Source organism: Burkholderia sp. MR1-5-21, assembly GCF_053427715.1.
This window is the reverse complement of sequence record NZ_JBSAXD010000013.1, coordinates 110,333-127,274: the sequence shown is the minus strand read 5'-3', so window position 1 is coordinate 127,274 and position 16,942 is coordinate 110,333. Positions and strand designations below refer to the sequence as shown.

The following is a 16,942-nucleotide window of genomic DNA, read 5'->3' as shown; positions in this document are numbered from 1 at the left end:
CGGTTCCATGTTAACCCGCGGTGAATGGCGGGCTTCGCGGCTCGATCGCTGTCCGAACGGTGCGCAAATGCGCGCAATCCGCGTCGTCGCGACGCGATGCTGCGGCGCACGTCAGGGTTACTCCGGAGCCGGTTCGTGCAACGGAAGCGTGATGCGCACGAGCGTGCCCGCAAGACGCGGCATTGCCTGGTACACGTGATCGTCGAGCGCCAGCGTGCCGCCGTGCTGTGCGACGATCTCGCGCACGATCGAGAGCCCGAGGCCGCTGCCGTCGCCTTCGCGGCCGAGGATCCGGTAGAAGCGCTCGAGCACGCGCTCGCGCTCGGCGGCCGGGATGCCGGGGCCGGTGTCCTCCACCTCGAGGTACGCAAGCCGCGCCGGCCGATCCGCGCGCACACGCACTGTGATGCGCCCGCCGCGGGGCGTGTAGCGGATCGCGTTGTCGATCAGGTTGCCGAGCATCTCGCGCAGCATCAGCGGATTGCCGTCGACGTCGAGCGGCGCGTTGTCGTCGTCATCGGCCGGGCCTTCGTAGCCGAGGTCCATCCGCTTCGCGAGCGCGGCCTGCACCCAGTCGCGCACCGCGCGCCGCGCGAGCGTCGCGATCTCGACGGGCTCGAACATCAGCCCGCTCGCGCGGTTCTCGGCGCGCGCGAGCGCGAGCAACTGCGTGACGAGCCGCGCGGCCTGCTCGGAGCTCGTCGCGATCTGTTCGAGCGAGCGCTGCACGTCCGCGGGCACTTCATGGCGCAGCGCGAACTCTGCCTGCGTGCGCAGCCCGGCGAGCGGCGTCTTCATCTGGTGCGCGGCGTCGGCGATGAAGCGCTTCTGCAGCGCCATGTTCTGTTCCAGGCGCGCGAGCAGGTCGTTGAACGACGTGACGAGCGGCTCGATCTCCGGCGGCGCGCGCTGCGCCTCGACCGGCGACAGGTCGTCGGGCCGCCGCGCGCGGATGTGCGCCTGCAGCGCGTTGAGCGGCGCAAGCCCGCGCGACAGCCCGAACCACACGAGCAGGATCGCGAGCGGCAGGATCACGAACTGCGGCAGGATCACGCCCTTGATGATGTCGTTCGCGAGCGCGTTGCGCTTGTCGAGCGTTTCGCCGACCTGCACGAGCACCGGCTGCGCGCCGCTCGCCTGCGGCAGCGCGACGGTCGTATACGCGACGCGCACGTCGTTGCCGCGCAGCAGGTCGTCGCGGAACACGACGACGCCCGGCGGCGGCCGATCCTCGTCACGCGGCAGCGGCAGGTCGGCCTCGCCTGCGACCAGCTCGCCGCGCGTGCCGAGCACCTGGAAATAGACGCTGTCCACGTTGTCCGCGCGCAGGAAGTCGCGCGTCGCCTGCGGCAGCGTCAGCTCGGCGACGCCGTTGACCGGATGGATCTGTCGCGCGAGCACGTAGGCGTTGGTCTCGAGCGCGCGGTCGAACGGGCCGTTCGCGATCGTCTTCGCGACCAGATACGTGACGGCGATGCTCATCGGCCACAGCAGCAGCAGCGGCGCGAGCATCCAGTCGAGGATCTCGCCGAACAGCGAACGCGGGCGCGCGGTTTCGGGGGCCTCGGTTTCGTCGGGCGGCGCGAACGGGTTCTCGTAGCGCGCGTCGCGCGCGGCGTCGGCGGCGGACGCGGGTTCGCCGACCGGATGGTGGGGGTGGGCCGGCGTGGCCATGGCGGCGACGGCCGGCCGTCAGCGCGGCGTGCCGGCGGCCGCGGGCTGGGACGCCGCCGCTTCCGGCGCGGGGGCGGCTTTCTCGAGGCAGTAGCCGAGGCCGCGCACGGTCGCGATCCGCACGCCGCTCGGTTCGATCTTCTTGCGCAGCCGGTGCACGTAGACTTCGATCGCGTTGTTGCTGACTTCCTCGCCCCATTCGCACAGGTGGTCGACGAGCTGTTCCTTCGACACGAGCCGGCCGATCCGCTGCAGCAGCACCTCGAGCAGGCCGAGCTCGCGCGCGGACAGGTCGAGCACGCGATCGTTCGCATACGCGATGCGGCCGACCTGGTCGAACGCGAGCGAGCCGTGGCGCACGACGGTCGGGCCGCCGCCCGCGCCGCGCCGGGTCAGCGCGCGCACGCGCGCTTCGAGCTCGTTGAGCGCGAACGGCTTCGCCATGTAGTCGTCGGCGCCGAGGTCGAGGCCCTTCACGCGCTCGTCGACGCTGTCGGCGGCGGTCAGGATCAGCACGGGCAGGTTGGAGTTGCGCGCGCGCAGGCGCTTCAGGACCTCGAGGCCCGACAGCTTCGGCAGGCCGAGATCGAGGATCAGCAGGTCGAACGCCTGCATCGACAGGGCCGTGTCGGCCTCGACGCCGTTCTTCACGTGGTCGACGGCATAGCCCGATTGGCGGAGTGACCGGGTGAGGCCGTCCGCGAGTATGCTGTCATCTTCGGCGATGAGAATTCGCATGTTGCGTAACCGGGGCCGGCAGGGGGCTTGCGCCGGCGCGGCTGTCTCCGAAGTGGTTCGTGTATCGTGCGGCCCACATCGCGGGCTTGCATAAAACACTGTTTTTTTATACAGTGTCTGCATTCGTGCGCAGCGGCTTGAAAACCGGCGCGCCTATATCAGACGCTGCTCATCATAGCAAAGGACGATTCATGGAAGATAGCAAGAAAGGCTCCGGGCTGACTGCCGAGAAGAGCAAGGCGCTGGCCGCCGCGCTCGCGCAGATCGAGAAGCAGTTCGGCAAAGGGTCGATCATGCGCATGGGCGACGGTGAGGCGGCCGAGGACATCCAGGTCGTGTCCACGGGCTCGCTGGGCCTCGATATCGCACTCGGCGTCGGCGGCCTGCCGCGCGGCCGGGTGGTCGAGATCTACGGTCCGGAATCGTCAGGCAAGACCACGCTCACGCTGCAGGTCATTGCCGAGCTGCAGAAGCTCGGCGGCACCGCGGCGTTCATCGACGCCGAGCACGCGCTCGACGTCCAGTACGCGTCGAAGCTCGGCGTCAACGTGCCCGAACTGCTGATCTCGCAGCCGGACACCGGCGAGCAGGCGCTGGAAATCACCGACGCGCTGGTGCGCTCGGGCTCGATCGACATGATCGTCATCGACTCGGTCGCGGCGCTCGTGCCGAAGGCCGAAATCGAAGGCGAGATGGGCGATTCGCTGCCGGGCCTGCAGGCCCGCCTGATGTCGCAGGCGCTGCGCAAGCTGACGGGCACGATCAAGCGCACGAACTGCCTGGTGATCTTCATCAACCAGATCCGGATGAAGATCGGCGTGATGTTCGGCAACCCGGAAACCACGACGGGCGGCAACGCGCTGAAGTTCTATGCGTCGGTGCGTCTCGACATCCGCCGGATCGGCTCGATCAAGAAGAACGACGAGGTGATCGGCAACGAAACCCGCGTGAAGGTCGTGAAGAACAAGGTGTCGCCGCCGTTCCGCGAAGCGATCTTCGACATCCTGTATGGCGAAGGCATCTCGCGTCAGGGCGAGATCATCGATCTCGGCGTGCAGGCGAAGATCGTCGACAAGGCGGGCGCCTGGTACAGCTATAACGGCGAGAAGATCGGTCAGGGCAAGGACAACGCGCGTGAATTCCTGCGCGAGAATCCGGAAATCGCGCTCGAGATCGAGAACCGCATTCGCGAATCGCTCGGCGTCGCCGCGATGCCGCAAGGCGCGGATAACGAAGCCGAGGCGATGGGCGAAGAAGAGTGATGGTCAGGCGCCGGGATGACACGGGCAAGCCGGCGGAGCACGACGCGCGCGATGCGCCGGGCGGCTCCGGGCGGCGTGCCGCGTCCCCCGGCGCCAGCCGGCGGTCCGCAGCGCATCCCGTGAGCCGCACCGCGACGAGGGCATCCGACGATGCCCTCGTTTCGTTTCAGGTGACTGCACCGGACGACCCGTTCGACGACGACGAATCGTTCGATTCGCACGACCGGGCGCGCCGCCGCGTGTCCGGCATCGGCTTCCCGCGCGATCGCGCGTCTGCGGCGTCTGCCGCGGCCCCGGAAGACGTCTATACCCGCACGAGCCAGAGTCCGCGTCGCACACGCCGATCGTCCGGCGCCGTCGCCGAGGCGGAGACCGGCGCGTCGGCGCGTGCGTCGTCATCGTCATCGTCATCGTCATCGTCGAGACCCGCCCGTTCGCTGAAGGGCCGCGCGCTCGGCTATCTGTCCCGGCGCGAGTACAGCCGCGCCGAGCTCGCGCGGAAGCTCGCGCCTTTTGTGGGCGAGGACGAATCCGTCGAGCCGGTGCTGGACGCGCTGGAACAGGACGGCTGGCTGTCCGACGCGCGCTTCGCCGAGAGCCTCGTGCATCGCCGCGCGTCGCGGGTCGGGGCCGCGCGGATCGTCAACGAGCTGAAGCGCCACGCGGTCGGCGACACGCTTGTCGAAGCGGTCGGCGCGCAGCTGCGCGAGACCGAATGGGCGCGTGCGCAGGCAGTCTGGCGCAAGAAATTCGGTGCGCTGCCGCAAACGCCCGCCGAGCGCGCGAAGCAGGCACGCTTCCTGGCGGCGCGCGGCTTCTCGAGCGCGACCATCGTGAAGTTGCTCAAGTGCGGCGACGAATTCTTCGGTGACGACTGAGCGCAGCGGGCGCGCGCGCAACGCGCGATTTTGCTGCAATGCAACCGCTTCCCGGCAGGCGGGAATACCCGCCGTCGCGTCAGGCTGCCTCAAATACTCAATATGCTAAAATCCACGGGTTTTCCTCTTCGGCCTCAACCTCCAGCATGCCGCTATCCGAGCCCGTGCCCCGTCAGTTGCGACATCGACGCGCAATCCGAGCGGAAGCCTACGAGCGCGGCGACGGCTTGTGGGACATCGAAGCCTGCCTGACCGACCACAAGCCGCGCGATGTCGCGCTTGCGTCGGGCATCCGGCCCAACGGCCTGCCGATCCACGAACTCTGGCTGCGCGTGACCATCGATCGTGACCTCAATGTCGTCGACGCCGAGTCGTCGTCGGAATGGGTGCCATATCCCGGTCATTGCCAATCCGCCAATCCCGCCTACCGGGCCCTCGTCGGGCTCAATCTCTTCCGCAATTTCCGCCGCGATGCGACCCGGCTTCTGTCCGGTGTCGCGGGCTGTTCCCATCTCACCGAGCTGTGCGCCGTGCTGCCGACGGCGGCCATCCAGGCGTTCGCCGGCGACGTGTGGAACGTGCGGGAGGAGGGCGGCGAAGGGCCGGATCATGACGCCGCACAGGCGGAGCCGCCGTTCCAGCTCGGCCGCTGCCAGGCGCTGCGGTTCGACGGCGAGGTGGTGCAGCAGTTTTACCCGCGCTGGTATGGCGCGAGCCGGCCGGAGCCGGACATGCCCGTCCGGGACGGCACGAAGGAATGAACGGAAATCATTCGAAGAAGCGTCTTAAGCGACTTTTCATCCAACTCTCAGACTGAAGGGAATCACGCATGAAGATTCACGAGTACCAGGGTAAGGAAATCCTGCGGAAATTCGGAGTCGCGGTACCGCGCGGCAAGCCGGCGTTCTCGGTTGACGAAGCCGTCAAGGTGGCGGAAGAGCTCGGCGGCCCGGTTTGGGTCGTGAAGGCTCAGATTCACGCGGGTGGCCGTGGCAAGGGCGGCGGCGTGAAGGTGGCGAAGTCGATCGAGCAGGTTCGCGAATACGCGAACCAGATCCTCGGCATGCAGCTCGTCACGCACCAGACCGGTCCGGAAGGCCAGAAAGTCAACCGTCTGATGATCGAAGAAGGCGCCGACATCAAGCAGGAACTGTATGTCAGCCTCGTCGTTGATCGCGTGTCGCAAAAGATCGTTCTGATGGGTTCGAGCGAAGGCGGCATGGACATCGAAGAAGTTGCCGAAAAGCACCCGGAACTGATCCACAAGGTCATCGTCGAGCCGTCGACCGGCCTGCTCGACGCCCAGGCCGACGACCTCGCCGCGAAGATCGGCGTGCCGGCTGCTTCGATTCCGCAAGCGCGTGCCATCCTGCAAGGCCTGTACAAGGCATTCTGGGAAACCGACGCGTCGCTGGCTGAAATCAACCCGCTGAACGTCTCCGGCGACGGCAAGGTCATCGCACTCGACGCGAAGTTCAACTTCGACTCGAACGCGCTGTTCCGTCATCCGGAAATCGTCGCGTACCGCGATCTGGACGAAGAAGATCCGGCCGAAATCGAAGCGTCGAAGTTCGACCTCGCGTACATCTCGCTCGACGGCAACATCGGCTGTCTCGTGAACGGCGCAGGCCTCGCGATGGCGACGATGGACACGATCAAGCTGTTCGGCGGCGAACCGGCGAACTTCCTGGACGTCGGCGGTGGCGCGACGACCGAGAAGGTCACGGAAGCGTTCAAGCTGATGCTGAAGAACCCGGACCTGAAGGCGATCCTCGTGAACATCTTCGGCGGCATCATGCGCTGCGACGTGATCGCGGAAGGCGTGATCGCCGGTTCGAAGGCCGTGAACCTGAACGTGCCGCTCGTCGTGCGCATGAAGGGCACGAACGAGGACCTCGGCAAGAAGATGCTGGCCGATTCGGGCCTGCCGATCATCTCGGCGGACAGCATGGAAGAAGCTGCGCAGAAGGTCGTCGCGGCTGCCGAAGGCAAGTAAATAAGAAGCGCCCCCAGACCTGGCGCTGCGCGCCAGGCCCCCCGAGGGGGTCAAGAAAACTTGGGGCGGCCCGGCGTTTTCTTGGCGCTTCATTGAACACGCATGGCGGCGCGGTTCGCACGCGACGCCAATCGAACAGAGGTCAAAATACATGTCGATTCTGATCAACAAGGACACGAAGGTCATCACGCAGGGCATCACCGGCAAGACCGGTCAGTTCCACACGCGCGCCTGCCGTGAATATGCAAACGGCCGCGAAGCATTCGTCGCGGGCGTGAACCCGAAGAAAGCCGGCGAAGATTTCGAAGGCATTCCGATCTACGCAAGCGTCAAGGAAGCGAAGGAAGAAACCGGCGCGACCGTGTCGGTCATCTACGTTCCGCCGGCAGGCGCTGCTGCTGCGATCTGGGAAGCGGTCGAAGCCGATCTGGATCTCGCGATCTGCATCACGGAAGGCATCCCCGTGCGCGACATGATCGAAGTGAAGGACCGCATGCGCCGCGAAGGCCGCAAGACGCTGCTGCTCGGGCCGAACTGCCCGGGCACGATCACGCCGGACGAACTGAAGATCGGCATCATGCCGGGCCACATCCACCGCAAGGGCCGCATCGGCGTCGTGTCGCGTTCGGGCACGCTGACGTATGAAGCGGTCGCGCAGCTGTCGGCACTGGGCCTCGGCCAGTCGTCGGCAGTCGGCATCGGCGGCGACCCGATCAACGGTCTGAAGCACATCGACGTGATGAAGATGTTCAACGACGATCCGGACACGGATGCGGTCGTGATGATCGGCGAAATCGGCGGTCCGGACGAAGCCAACGCCGCGCAGTGGATCAAGGACAACATGAAGAAGCCGGTCGTCGGCTTCATCGCGGGCGTCACGGCGCCTCCGGGCAAGCGCATGGGCCACGCCGGCGCGCTGATCTCGGGCGGTGCGGATACGGCCGAAGCGAAGCTGGAAATCATGGAAGCGTGCGGCATTACGGTCACGCGCAACCCGTCGGAAATGGGCCGCCTGCTGAAGGCAGCGCTGTAATTTCCGCGACGCAACGTCCTGCAGAAAACGCCGGCCCAGCCGGCGTTTTTTGTTATGCTCGCGCAATGTTTTCGTAAGATTCGGCGCGCATCATGCGTGGGGTCGCGAACCCGCGCCCGTATCCGTACCCGCATCCGGCGGGCCGATTCCCCTCCCTGCTCCCGCGCATGCTCGAATACCTGACGTCGCTCCACTGGGGAGCCGTGTTCCAGATCGTCGTCATCGACATCCTGCTTGGCGGCGACAACGCGGTCGTGATCGCGCTCGCATGCCGCAACCTGCCTGCGAGCCAGCGCCTGCGCGGCGTGATCTGGGGCACCGCCGGCGCGATCCTGCTGCGGGTCGCGCTGATCGCGTTCGCGGTCGTGCTGCTCGACGTGCCGTTCCTGAAGTTCGCGGGCGGCGTGCTGCTGCTGTGGATCGGCATCAAGCTGATGGCGCCCGCCGCCGACGCGCACGACGACATCAAGCCGACCGACAGGCTGTGGGCGGCCGTGAAGACGATCGTGATCGCCGACGCGGTGATGAGCCTCGACAACGTGATCGCGATCGCCGGCGCCGCGGAGCAGGCCGATCCTGCCCACCGGCTCGCACTCGTGATCTTCGGGCTGGTCGTCAGCGTGCCGATCATCGTGTGGGGCAGCACGCTGGTGCTCAAGATGCTCGACCGCTTCCCCATAGTCGTCACGCTCGGTGCGGCCCTGCTCGGCTGGATCGCGGGCGGGCTGATGGTGAACGACCCGGCCGGCGACCGCTGGCCGCTGCTCGACACGCCGGCCGCGATCTACGGCGCGAGCGTCGCCGGCGCGCTGTTCGTCGTGGCGGCCGGGACTGCGCTGAAAAAGCGCCGCCATGCGTCGGGGGCGTCCGGCTCGCACTGATGCATCGACGCGTTGGCCGTCCGGCCGACTGCCGGCCGCGCGGCCCGCTGGCTACGATCGAAGCGCCTGCCTTTCCGGCAGGCGTTTTTCGTTTCCGGAGCCTGTCATGTTCGAAGCCTTTTCCGTATCCCTGTTCCGCCGTCTCACCGCCGACCTGCAGCGAACGCGCCGCCCGCCGCGCTGGCGTCCGTGCGGATTCACGCTGATCGAGCTGATGATCGTGCTGGCGATCGTCGGCGTCATTGCAGCGTATGCGATTCCCGCGTACCAGGATTACCTCGCGCGTTCGCGGGTCGGCGAGGGGCTCGCGCTCGCGTCGTCCGCGCGGCTTGCGGTCGCGGACAACGCGGCGAGCGGTGCGGGGCTCGGCGGCGGCTACAGCGCGCCGGCCGCGACCCGCAACGTCGAGTCGGTGCGGATCGACGACGACACGGGCCAGATTTCGGTCGCCTTCAGCGCGCGCGTCGCAGCCGCCGGCTCGAACACGCTCGTGCTGGTGCCGTCGGCGCCCGACAAGGCCGACGCGCCGACCGCGCGCGTGGCGCTCAAGAAGGGGGCGACGCAGGCCGGCGCGATCACGTGGGAGTGTTTCGCCGCGGGCAAGTCGGCATCGTCGCTGCCGGCGCCCGGGGCGGGGCCCGTGCCGGCCGACGGTGCGACGCTGCCGGCGAAGTACGCGCCGGCGGAGTGCCGTGCATAGCGGGCATAGCGAGCGATAGCGGCGGAAAAGCAGGCGAAAGCGGTCATTGCGGGCGAAAAGCCGGGCGGGCGGGGGCGGGCGGCAAGCGGATGTTCCCGTCGCCGCCGGGCTTGCCGCGCCGGTCGCGCCGCGCCGCGGCGGCACGTCCGGCGCGCATGCGCCGCACAGAGCGGGGAAAGTTTTGTATAGTGCGCCGGTTGCTGACATCCGGTTTGCTCATGCCTTCTTCTTTTACCCGCTCGTTGCCGCTCGTCGCGCTGGCTGTCGCGTTGATCGTGCCCTACGCGATCACGAATCACACGTACCCGATCCCGACCTTTTATTCAGAGTTTTCCGCGCTGGTGCTGTATCTGCTGCTCGGCGCGACGGTGATCCTGCTCGCGCGGACGAACCGTCAGGCGGCGCCGTTCGCCGCGCCGGCCGCGTTCGTCGCGCCGCTCGGTTTCGCCGCGGTGCTGTTCGCGCAGATCGCGCTGATGCCGCTGCGGGTGCCGTCGATGAACTGGCTGGCCATCGGCTATCTCGGCGCGGCGCTGGTCGCGATGCAGGCGGGCTATGTGCTCGCGCGCGAGGGGCTCGCGGAATCGGTCGCGCGGATGATGGCGGGCGCGCTGCTGATCGGCGGCGTGTTCGCGGTGTTCTGCCAGATCGTTCAGCTGTTCCGGCTCGAATCGGCGCTGTCGCCGTTCGTCGTGATCTACAACATCGCGGTGGACCGCCGGCCATACGGCAACATGGCGCAGGCGAACCATCTGGCGACCTATATCGCGTTCGCGCTCGCCGGCGCGCTGTATCTGGTGCAGACCCGCCGCCTCGCGGTCTGGGCATGGCTCGCGTTGTCCGTCGCGCTGTCCACGGGGCTTGCGCTGACCGTGTCGCGCGGGCCGTGGCTGCAGGTTGCGGTGATGGTGGTCGCCGGCTTCTGGATGGCGCGGGTCGAAGCGCGCCGCGAGCCGGGTGCGCCGGGCAATGCGCGTGCGTGGCTGATGCCGGTCTTGCTCGTCGCCGTGTTCGTTGCGGTGAACGGCGGCGTGCGCTGGGCGAACGTGCATTTCCACCTGAATCTCGCGGAGTCGGCGGCCGACCGGATGCGCGACGCCGGGCAGATCGCACCGCGTCTCGCGCTGTGGAAATACGGGATCGCGATGTTCCGCGGGCATCCGGTGCTCGGTGTCGGCTGGGGCGAATTCCCGTCGCATCAGTTCGCACTGGCCCGCACGCTCGGCGGCGTCGAGATCGCGAACAATTCGCACGACATCTTCATCGACCTGCTCGCGAAGTCCGGCGCGATCGGCCTCGGCGTGCTGGCCGTCACGCTCGTGCTCTGGTTCGTGCGCGCAGTGCGCGCGCCGCAGACGAGCGTGCGCGTGTTCGGCTTCGCGCTGATCGGCATCCTGCTGATGCATGCGCTCGTCGAGTATCCGCAGCAGTACATGTTCTTCCTGCTGCCGGCGATGTTCGTGATCGGCCTGCTCGAAGTGAAGCCGCTGCGCATCGTGCCGGCGGGCGGCGCGGCGTTCGGGCTGTTCGCGGTGCTGTCGCTCGGCGGCCTCGCCGCGACGCTGCCGGTGCTGCGCGATTACCAGCGCGCGGAAGTGCTGTATTACGGCAGCAATCCGGCCGCGCAGTATCGCGACGCGCCGTCGCTGCTGTTCGGCGCGTGGGGCGACTACGGCGCGGCGACGCTGCTCACGATCTCGCACGACGGGCTGCCGGCGAAGCTCGCCGCACACGAGCGCGCGATCGCGCTGTTGCCCGGTGAAACGGTGCTGCGCCGCTATGCGGTGCTGCAGGCGCTGGACGGCCGCGAAGCCGACGCGCTCGACACGGTCGCACGCCTCAACGTGTTCGCGAAGGAGCTGAAGGACTGGCCGCCGCAGCTCGCGGCGCTGTACAAGCTGTGCGACGAGCATCCATCGCTGAAGGCGTTCAAGGCGTCGCTGGTCGCGAAGTACGGAGAAGTGTCGGCGGACGCGCTCGACGAATCGGATGACGACGACGACTCGGAGTGACGCACCCGGGCCGTCGTCGTCGGCAGACGACATGCGAGCCGGATGACGACGACGCGTGAATCGCCCGGACCATCGCGGCTCGCAATGATCGCCGAGCCGGATCACGACGACCGGGCATGATCCGCGTGGGCCGTCATGGTCCACGCCGTCGACGAACGAGGCGCGCGCGGCGGCCGTTGCCCGACGACGAGCCCGCGGCGGCGATTACGTCGCGTATCGGACTGATTCCGGGCGGCCGGCCGCGCATTCACCGTCAAGCATTGTCAAATCGACGCCGCCGCCGGGGAAGGACGTGCACAATGCGCGCAAGCGTCAGCATTCCGCGCGCGTCCGTTCGGCAAGGCGCGGGTGCGGGTTTCGAACTCGAGAACCTGAGAGCAGGATCGCGGCGGCGCAGAGGCCGGCCGCGCGGCCGTCACGGGGGCGCCGATCGGAGGGCCGCGGCGCACGGCGCGCATGCGCAGTCCGGCGATCGGCAATTGGCAGCCGGCGCGCGGTGCGTCCTGACAGAACGCTGAATAACGACATTCGACCATGGCTATTCGCCCGACCTACCTGATCCTGCCCGTCGTCGCCGCGCTGTTCTCCGGCTGCGCAATGCTGTCGTCGTCGCAGGAGAGCAGCCTGACGTGCCACATTCCGCGCGCCACCTATCCGGATACCGCAAAGCCGCTCACGCGCCGCGCGACGGTGCTCGTACGGGCGATGATGACGACGTCCGGCGAGGCGCAGAACGTCACGGTGACGACGAGCAGCCGCAATGCCGCGGCGGATCGCGCCGCGATCGACGCGATGTCGCGGGCGACCTGCACGCAGACGGGGGCCGCCGCGAATCCGTTCCTGCTGACGCAGCCGTTCGTGTTCGAGCCGGGCCGCGGCGAGTGACCGTCGCGGCGTCACTGCACGGGGAAACGACGACACAGTGTGGGCCGCGGGGACGCGCGGCCACCGGCCGCAAAAATGCCGGGGCGGCCGTCGGGCCGCCCCGGCGTTCAATGCTTCGCCATCAGGTTGGCGCCGCGACAGGTCGGCTCCGGCGTGTCGCGCAACGCGAGCATCGTGAAGCCGTTCGGCTCCTGGCGAATCAAAGCGTAACGTTTTCCGACGCTTTGCCCTGACTTGCCGGTCAACCCGATCTCGACCTGATAACGATCTTTCGCGGCCGTGCAGCCGCGCACCGGCCCGTAATCGAGCGACATGTGCGGCCCCTTGATCTGCTCGTTGAGGGCCTGCCGCGCTTTCAGTGCGGCGGCTGCGGCAGCCGGGTCGCTCCATTCGCGCGCGAGCGCGTCATCGACTTTCAGCCATTCGTCGACGAAATCCCGGCCGTTCGCGGCGGCGGGCTGGATGCGGTGGACAGTATCGCCGTCTACGCGATAGCGGAAGATGCCCGGCCGCCACATCACGTCGAAGTCGTTCGAGTGAACCATCGCGCGCAAATCGAATCCGTCGGGGCGCGCCTTCAGCCGGAAGTTGTCCTCCGAGAGCCAATAGTCTTCGCTTATCCGGAATATCGTGCGCTGAGGGGCCGCGCCGTTTGCCGGTACGATCACGTCGGCCACGAAGTGGGTCCATGTCGACGTGCACCAGGGCGTGCCGTGCACCGCGACGACCTGACCTCCCGGCAGTGCCGCAAACTCGAAGCCCCTGCCGTATGCGTCGGAGACGTCCTTGAGGTCGCCGCTCTGCCAGCGCAGCACCCGTCGCCAGCCGCCGTTGTCCCACGCATAGCCGGCGAGCAGGTTGTCGTCGCCGCAGGCGACGCTGAAGCCGGCGCGTACGAGGATGAGCGGCCGTGGCGTGGCCGCGCGTTCGACGTAGACCGTCGGATCGCTCCCGAACGGCGATGCGCTGTCGTTCGGCGGTGCCGGTTTCGCGGCGGGGCCAAGCGCGGCGACAAGCGTGCGTTGCAGCGCTGCCGGCTCGACGTGTTCGTCGCTGCACGCGAGCCGCGCGTCGATCGCGGCGACGAGCGCCTGCTTGTATGCGCGGATCGCGTCACGCTGCGCGGGCGTGACGTCTTCGCCGCCGTCGTCGCTTTGCGGGCTCGGGATCTGCTGCAGCCGATGCTGCGCGTCGAGCGCCGCACGCGCGGCAGTGTCCGCGGTGGGGCAGGCGCCGGCGGCAAGCGCGATGGCCGGCGCGGCGCAGGCGAGAGACAGCATGAGTGCGGCGCGTTTCAGTGTCTTCTTCATTGAACACTTTCTCCATTCGTAGCAGGGTGGTGTGGGGCGTCAGGGCCCGCGTGTCGGTCTGGCGGCAAGCGCCGGTTGCTCGTCGCGCAGTCAGGCGTTCCCTGATGCGCGCGCATCGGTCGCGCGACGTGGCGGTCCGGGCGATTCCGGCATCCGGTTTTCGCCAACCGTCCCTCGCACTGAAGGAAACCTCTTGAGGGCAGCTGGCAACTCGATCGTGACGGACGTTTCGTTCCGGCAGCCAACCCGGCGGACTACAGCCCGTCAATGTCCGACGGGCCGGGACCGAACGTCTTGCAGCCGAACGCAAAGCTTCCGGGCGCGTTGTCGATGACGCCGGCAAAGTGCAGGCCGGGAAAGCGGTGAGGCTTCGGAAGATCGTTATTGGCGGTGCCGTGCAACGTGCGGGCTTGCCGCGCGGACAGCGGCTTCGTCCACGCGAAGTACGCAGCGTCGAATCCCGCGCGCGGGCCGTCGCCGATATAGCCGACGTCGCCGACGATATCCATTTCTCCGGGTAGCGGTTTCGGTACCGTCGACATGCGGTGGGCGCTCGCGAACGTGCGGACGTCGTCGCCGTTGGCGGGCGCGTAGGCGATCACGTCGTCGTCATCGCGCGTATCGCCGGTGCGTATCCGTTCCAGATAGACGACGTTGAACGGGATGCCGTTGAGCGTCAGCGGTCGCGCAAACCGGAACCGCATGTCGGTCCACTCGTCGTCGCCGTCGTCGTGCCGGTCGTCGAGGTACACGCGGCCGTCGCCCGCGAAGCCGAGGATCGACGCGCCGGCCTTGCGCAGCGCGACGCGTTCTTTCGGTGACGGCCAATGGGCGCCTGGCGCGCAGGTCAGCAGCGCCTGGAGGCGCGACGCGGCATCGTCGGCGCGTTGCGCATGCGCGGACGGCGGCGCGTACCAGACGGACGCGGACAGCAGCAGGGACAGCGCGCCGCGCATCGCGCGTGCCGGTTTCGGCCCTTGCATCGGATCTCTCATCGGTTGTTGTTGTGGTTCTTGCGGGTTGCCGCCGTTACTGCGGTTGCGCGCCGGTGCGCCGCCTGCGCAACATCGTGCGGGGCGGCGCACGGCGGCCGATCAGCGGTCGGTGTCCTCGGCCTTCCAGTCCCCCGACTTGCCGCCGCGCTTTTCCCGGACGCTCACGTCGGTGATCACCATCCCGCGATCCACCGCCTTGCACATGTCGTACACGGTCAGCAGCCCGACCTGCACCGCGGTGAGCGCTTCCATCTCGACGCCCGTGCGCCCGAACGTCTCGACCTGCGCGACGCACCGCACGCCCGGCAGCGTGTCGTCGAGCTCGAAATCGACGGCGACGCGGGTCAGCGCGAGCGGATGGCACAGCGGGATCAGGTCGGCGGTGCGCTTGGCGCCCTGGATCGCCGCGATCCGCGCGACGCCGAGCACGTCGCCTTTTTTCGCCTTGCCGTCGCGAATCAGCTCGAACGTCGCCGGCAGCATGCGGATCGTGCCGCGCGCAACCGCGATGCGCTGCGTTTCCTGCTTGCCGCCGACGTCGACCATGTGCGCGTGGCCGGCGGCATCGAAGTGGGTAAGTCCTGACATGTCGTGCTCCTGTCGATCGACCCCGGCGCTTCGGCGCCCGGTTCGGTCCCATCCATGGCTTTAACGGGCGCCTATCATAGCAGTGGCGTTCGCCGCGGCGGAGCGCAGATCATGACCGATCCGCGCGGGACAGCGGGTGCGCCGCCGGTACAATGCCCACGATATTCATACCAATCGCCGCGATGCGTGCGCAGCGCGCGGAACGGCGTCGCGACAATCCTGCCATGCGTGTCAAACAGTTGCTTGCCGCGTTGCTGTCGGTTGCGCTCGCGCTGCCGTCCGGCGGTTTCGCGCAACGCACGGCTGCTGCGCCGCTCGAGGCGGCGCCTGCCGGTTCGCCGTCGATCTCCACCGTGCCGTCCGGCATCGCGCCCGGCGTGTTCGGCACGTACGGCGGCGCCGAGAGCCGGTTCTCCGGCAACGACGGCGCGTCGGGCGCGGCACCGAGCCTGCGTGCGCCGCTGAAGGCGCTGCAGCTGCCCGATCTGGGCGACGGCTCCGGCGGCGCGCTGACGCCGCAGGCCGAGCGCAAGCTCGGCGAGCGCGTGATGCGCGAGGTGCGGCGCGATCCCGACTATCTCGACGACTGGCTCGTGCGCGACTACCTGAACGGGATGGCCGCGCGGCTTGCGGCCGCAGCGGCCGCGCGCTTCATCGGCGGCTACATGCCGGACTTCGACCTGTTCCCGGTGCGCGACCCGCAGATCAACGCGTTCTCGATGCCGGGCGGTTTCATCGGCATCAACAGCGGGCTCGTCGTCACGACGCAGACGGAATCCGAGCTCGCGTCGGTCGTCGGCCACGAGATGGGCCACGTGCTGCAGCGACATATCGCGCGCATGATCGGCGCGAGCGAGAAGACCGGCTACACGGCGCTCGCGACGATGCTGCTCGGCGTGCTGGCCGGCGTGCTCGCGCGAAGCGGCGACCTCGGCAGCGCGATCGCGTTGGGCGGGCAGGCGTATGCGGTTGACCACCAGCTGCGCTTCTCGCGCACGGCGGAACACGAGGCCGATCGCGTCGGCTTCCAGCTGCTCGCGGGCGCGGGCTACGACCCGTACGGGATGCCGGGCTTCTTCGAGCGGCTCGAGCGGGCGTCGATGGGCGACGCGGGCGTGCCGGCCTATGCGCGCACCCACCCGCTGACGGGCGAGCGGATCGCCGACATGGAGGACCGCGCGCGGCGCGCGCCGTACCGCCAGCCGCGCCAGTCGCCGGAATACGGATTCGTGCGCGCACGGCTGCAGATCCTGCAGAATCGCGCGCCGACCGACATCGCGGCCGAGGCGCGGCGGATGCAGCTCGAGATCGACGACCGCACCGCGCCGAACGTCGCCGCGAACTGGTACGGGATCGCGCTCGCGGATACGCTGGTCGGCCAGTACGACGCGGCAGGCCAGGCGCTCGCGGCGTCGCGCGCCGCGTTCGACGCGCGGGCGCGCCGCGACGACGATCCCGCGACGAGCTCGCCGAGCCTCGACGTGCTGGCCGCGGACCTCGCGCGCCGCGCGGGCCGGACCGACGACGCGGTGCGGCTCGCGGCGCTCGCGCAGCGGCGCTGGCCCGCGTCGCACGCGGCGATCGTCGCGCACCTTCAGGCGCTGCTGGCCGCGCGCCGCTTCGCGGACGCGCAGACGCTCGCCCGTACGCAGACGAAGGCCGATCCGGAGCAGCCGGACTGGTGGGACTATCTCGCGAAGGCGAGCGACGGCAAGGGCGACGTGTCCGCGCGGCGCCGCGCGCTGGCGGAGAAGTTCGCGCTCGACGGCGCGTGGCCGTCGGCGATCCGTCAGCTGAAGGAAGCGCGCGACGCGAAGGACGTGACGTTCTACGACCAGTCGATGATCAGCGCGCGCCTGCTCGAATTCGAGGCGCGCTACAAGGAAGAGCGCGAAGACGACAAGAACGGCCGGAGCTGACGAACGGTCGCGCGCGGGCGCGGCGTGCGCCGGCTGCAGGAAGGTCGGCGATCGGGGCTCCCATCGGGCAC

General features: G+C 68.5%; 16 protein-coding genes. 10 read left to right on the top strand and 6 right to left on the bottom strand.

Translation table 11 applies throughout. From position 1 onward, the window contains the following. Window positions 1-117 precede the first annotated feature (117 nt). Both ACV229_RS19225 and ACV229_RS19220 read right to left on the bottom strand, forming a co-directional pair. On the bottom strand, window positions 118-1,674 hold the full coding sequence (locus tag ACV229_RS19225; protein ID WP_448084690.1) for a sensor histidine kinase N-terminal domain-containing protein: 1,557 nt from the start codon (window positions 1,672-1,674) through the stop codon (window positions 118-120). Between the two features lie 18 nt (window positions 1,675-1,692). Then, window positions 1,693-2,412 (bottom strand): response regulator, encoded by a 720-nt coding sequence (locus ACV229_RS19220; protein ID WP_448084689.1) that lies wholly within the window; start codon window positions 2,410-2,412, stop codon window positions 1,693-1,695. 191 nt (window positions 2,413-2,603) lie between these two features. Here ACV229_RS19220 and recA point away from each other — a divergent pair, with 191 nt between their 5' ends. From recA to ACV229_RS19185, 7 genes are all read left to right on the top strand, one after another. Continuing rightward, window positions 2,604-3,674 carry a recombinase RecA gene (gene recA, locus ACV229_RS19215; protein ID WP_448084688.1) on the top strand — a complete coding sequence of 357 codons (1,071 nt, stop codon included), beginning with the start codon at window positions 2,604-2,606 and terminating at the stop codon, window positions 3,672-3,674. Next, on the top strand, window positions 3,674-4,552 hold the full coding sequence (gene recX, locus ACV229_RS19210) for a recombination regulator RecX (protein WP_448084687.1): 879 nt from the start codon (window positions 3,674-3,676) through the stop codon (window positions 4,550-4,552). The genes recA and recX overlap by 1 nt, the downstream gene beginning before the upstream one ends. 146 nt (window positions 4,553-4,698) lie before the next feature. Continuing rightward, window positions 4,699-5,313 (top strand): DUF2889 domain-containing protein, encoded by a 615-nt coding sequence (locus tag ACV229_RS19205; RefSeq protein ID WP_448084686.1) that lies wholly within the window; start codon window positions 4,699-4,701, stop codon window positions 5,311-5,313. 68 nt (window positions 5,314-5,381) lie between these two features. Continuing rightward, entirely contained in the window at window positions 5,382-6,548 is a 1,167-nt protein-coding gene (gene sucC / locus ACV229_RS19200) for an ADP-forming succinate--CoA ligase subunit beta (RefSeq protein WP_017334083.1), read from the top strand. A 151-nt stretch (window positions 6,549-6,699) separates the two neighbouring features. Next, window positions 6,700-7,581 carry a succinate--CoA ligase subunit alpha gene (gene sucD, locus ACV229_RS19195; protein WP_431820374.1) on the top strand — a complete coding sequence of 294 codons (882 nt, stop codon included), beginning with the start codon at window positions 6,700-6,702 and terminating at the stop codon, window positions 7,579-7,581. Between the two features lie 167 nt (window positions 7,582-7,748). Then, the gene (locus ACV229_RS19190; RefSeq protein ID WP_448084779.1) at window positions 7,749-8,462 is read left to right on the top strand and encodes a TerC family protein; all 714 of its coding nucleotides are present in this window, start codon (window positions 7,749-7,751) and stop codon (window positions 8,460-8,462) included. Between the two features lie 106 nt (window positions 8,463-8,568). Continuing rightward, a complete protein-coding gene (locus ACV229_RS19185; RefSeq protein WP_448084685.1) occupies window positions 8,569-9,162 on the top strand; it encodes a pilin in 594 nt (197 codons plus the stop codon). A 43-nt stretch (window positions 9,163-9,205) separates the two neighbouring features. Here the strand turns inward: ACV229_RS19185 and ACV229_RS19180 are convergent, their stop codons facing one another. Next, on the bottom strand, window positions 9,206-9,382 hold the full coding sequence (locus ACV229_RS19180) for a hypothetical protein (protein WP_448084684.1): 177 nt from the start codon (window positions 9,380-9,382) through the stop codon (window positions 9,206-9,208). Between ACV229_RS19180 and ACV229_RS19175 the strand changes: the two genes are divergently transcribed. Further along, on the top strand, window positions 9,381-11,174 hold the full coding sequence (locus tag ACV229_RS19175; RefSeq protein ID WP_448084683.1) for a PglL family O-oligosaccharyltransferase: 1,794 nt from the start codon (window positions 9,381-9,383) through the stop codon (window positions 11,172-11,174). The two genes, ACV229_RS19180 and ACV229_RS19175, sit on opposite strands and share 2 nt — an antisense overlap. A gap of 534 nt (window positions 11,175-11,708) precedes the next feature. Continuing rightward, entirely contained in the window at window positions 11,709-12,059 is a 351-nt protein-coding gene (locus ACV229_RS19170; protein ID WP_448084682.1) for a TonB family protein, read from the top strand. 107 nt (window positions 12,060-12,166) lie between these two features. Here the strand turns inward: ACV229_RS19170 and ACV229_RS19165 are convergent, their stop codons facing one another. From ACV229_RS19165 to moaC, 3 genes are all read right to left on the bottom strand, one after another. Beyond that, window positions 12,167-13,369: a hypothetical protein gene (locus ACV229_RS19165; protein WP_448084681.1), complete on the bottom strand. Its 1,203-nt coding sequence runs from the start codon at window positions 13,367-13,369 to the stop codon at window positions 12,167-12,169. Window positions 13,370-13,623: 254 nt separating this feature from the next. Then, window positions 13,624-14,352 (bottom strand): hypothetical protein, encoded by a 729-nt coding sequence (locus ACV229_RS19160; RefSeq protein ID WP_448084680.1) that lies wholly within the window; start codon window positions 14,350-14,352, stop codon window positions 13,624-13,626. 111 nt (window positions 14,353-14,463) lie between these two features. After that, window positions 14,464-14,952: a cyclic pyranopterin monophosphate synthase MoaC gene (moaC, locus tag ACV229_RS19155; protein WP_448084679.1), complete on the bottom strand. Its 489-nt coding sequence runs from the start codon at window positions 14,950-14,952 to the stop codon at window positions 14,464-14,466. A gap of 224 nt (window positions 14,953-15,176) precedes the next feature. Here moaC and ACV229_RS19150 point away from each other — a divergent pair, with 224 nt between their 5' ends. Next, window positions 15,177-16,871: a M48 family metalloprotease gene (locus ACV229_RS19150; protein WP_448084678.1), complete on the top strand. Its 1,695-nt coding sequence runs from the start codon at window positions 15,177-15,179 to the stop codon at window positions 16,869-16,871. Window positions 16,872-16,942: the final 71 nt, after the last annotated feature.

Bases quoted from the DNA above. Each gene is read 5' to 3' on its own strand.
- ACV229_RS19180 (WP_448084684.1), bottom strand. From the start codon at position 9,382: ATGAGCAAACCGGATGTCAGCAACCGGCGCACTATACAAAACTTTCCC.
- ACV229_RS19175 (WP_448084683.1), top strand. From the start codon at position 9,381: ATGCCTTCTTCTTTTACCCGCTCGTTGCCGCTCGTCGCGCTGGCTGTC.
- ACV229_RS19205 (WP_448084686.1), top strand. From the start codon at position 4,699: ATGCCGCTATCCGAGCCCGTGCCCCGTCAGTTGCGACATCGACGCGCA.
- recA (WP_448084688.1), top strand. From the start codon at position 2,604: ATGGAAGATAGCAAGAAAGGCTCCGGGCTGACTGCCGAGAAGAGCAAG.
- recX (WP_448084687.1), top strand. From the start codon at position 3,674: ATGGTCAGGCGCCGGGATGACACGGGCAAGCCGGCGGAGCACGACGCG.
- ACV229_RS19170 (WP_448084682.1), top strand. From the start codon at position 11,709: ATGGCTATTCGCCCGACCTACCTGATCCTGCCCGTCGTCGCCGCGCTG.
- moaC (WP_448084679.1), bottom strand. From the start codon at position 14,952: ATGTCAGGACTTACCCACTTCGATGCCGCCGGCCACGCGCACATGGTC.
- ACV229_RS19190 (WP_448084779.1), top strand. From the start codon at position 7,749: ATGCTCGAATACCTGACGTCGCTCCACTGGGGAGCCGTGTTCCAGATC.
- ACV229_RS19220 (WP_448084689.1), bottom strand. From the start codon at position 2,412: ATGCGAATTCTCATCGCCGAAGATGACAGCATACTCGCGGACGGCCTC.
- sucC (WP_017334083.1), top strand. From the start codon at position 5,382: ATGAAGATTCACGAGTACCAGGGTAAGGAAATCCTGCGGAAATTCGGA.
- ACV229_RS19225 (WP_448084690.1), bottom strand. From the start codon at position 1,674: ATGGCCACGCCGGCCCACCCCCACCATCCGGTCGGCGAACCCGCGTCC.
- ACV229_RS19150 (WP_448084678.1), top strand. From the start codon at position 15,177: ATGCGTGTCAAACAGTTGCTTGCCGCGTTGCTGTCGGTTGCGCTCGCG.
- sucD (WP_431820374.1), top strand. From the start codon at position 6,700: ATGTCGATTCTGATCAACAAGGACACGAAGGTCATCACGCAGGGCATC.
- ACV229_RS19160 (WP_448084680.1), bottom strand. From the start codon at position 14,352: ATGCAAGGGCCGAAACCGGCACGCGCGATGCGCGGCGCGCTGTCCCTG.
- ACV229_RS19185 (WP_448084685.1), top strand. From the start codon at position 8,569: ATGTTCGAAGCCTTTTCCGTATCCCTGTTCCGCCGTCTCACCGCCGAC.
- ACV229_RS19165 (WP_448084681.1), bottom strand. From the start codon at position 13,369: ATGAAGAAGACACTGAAACGCGCCGCACTCATGCTGTCTCTCGCCTGC.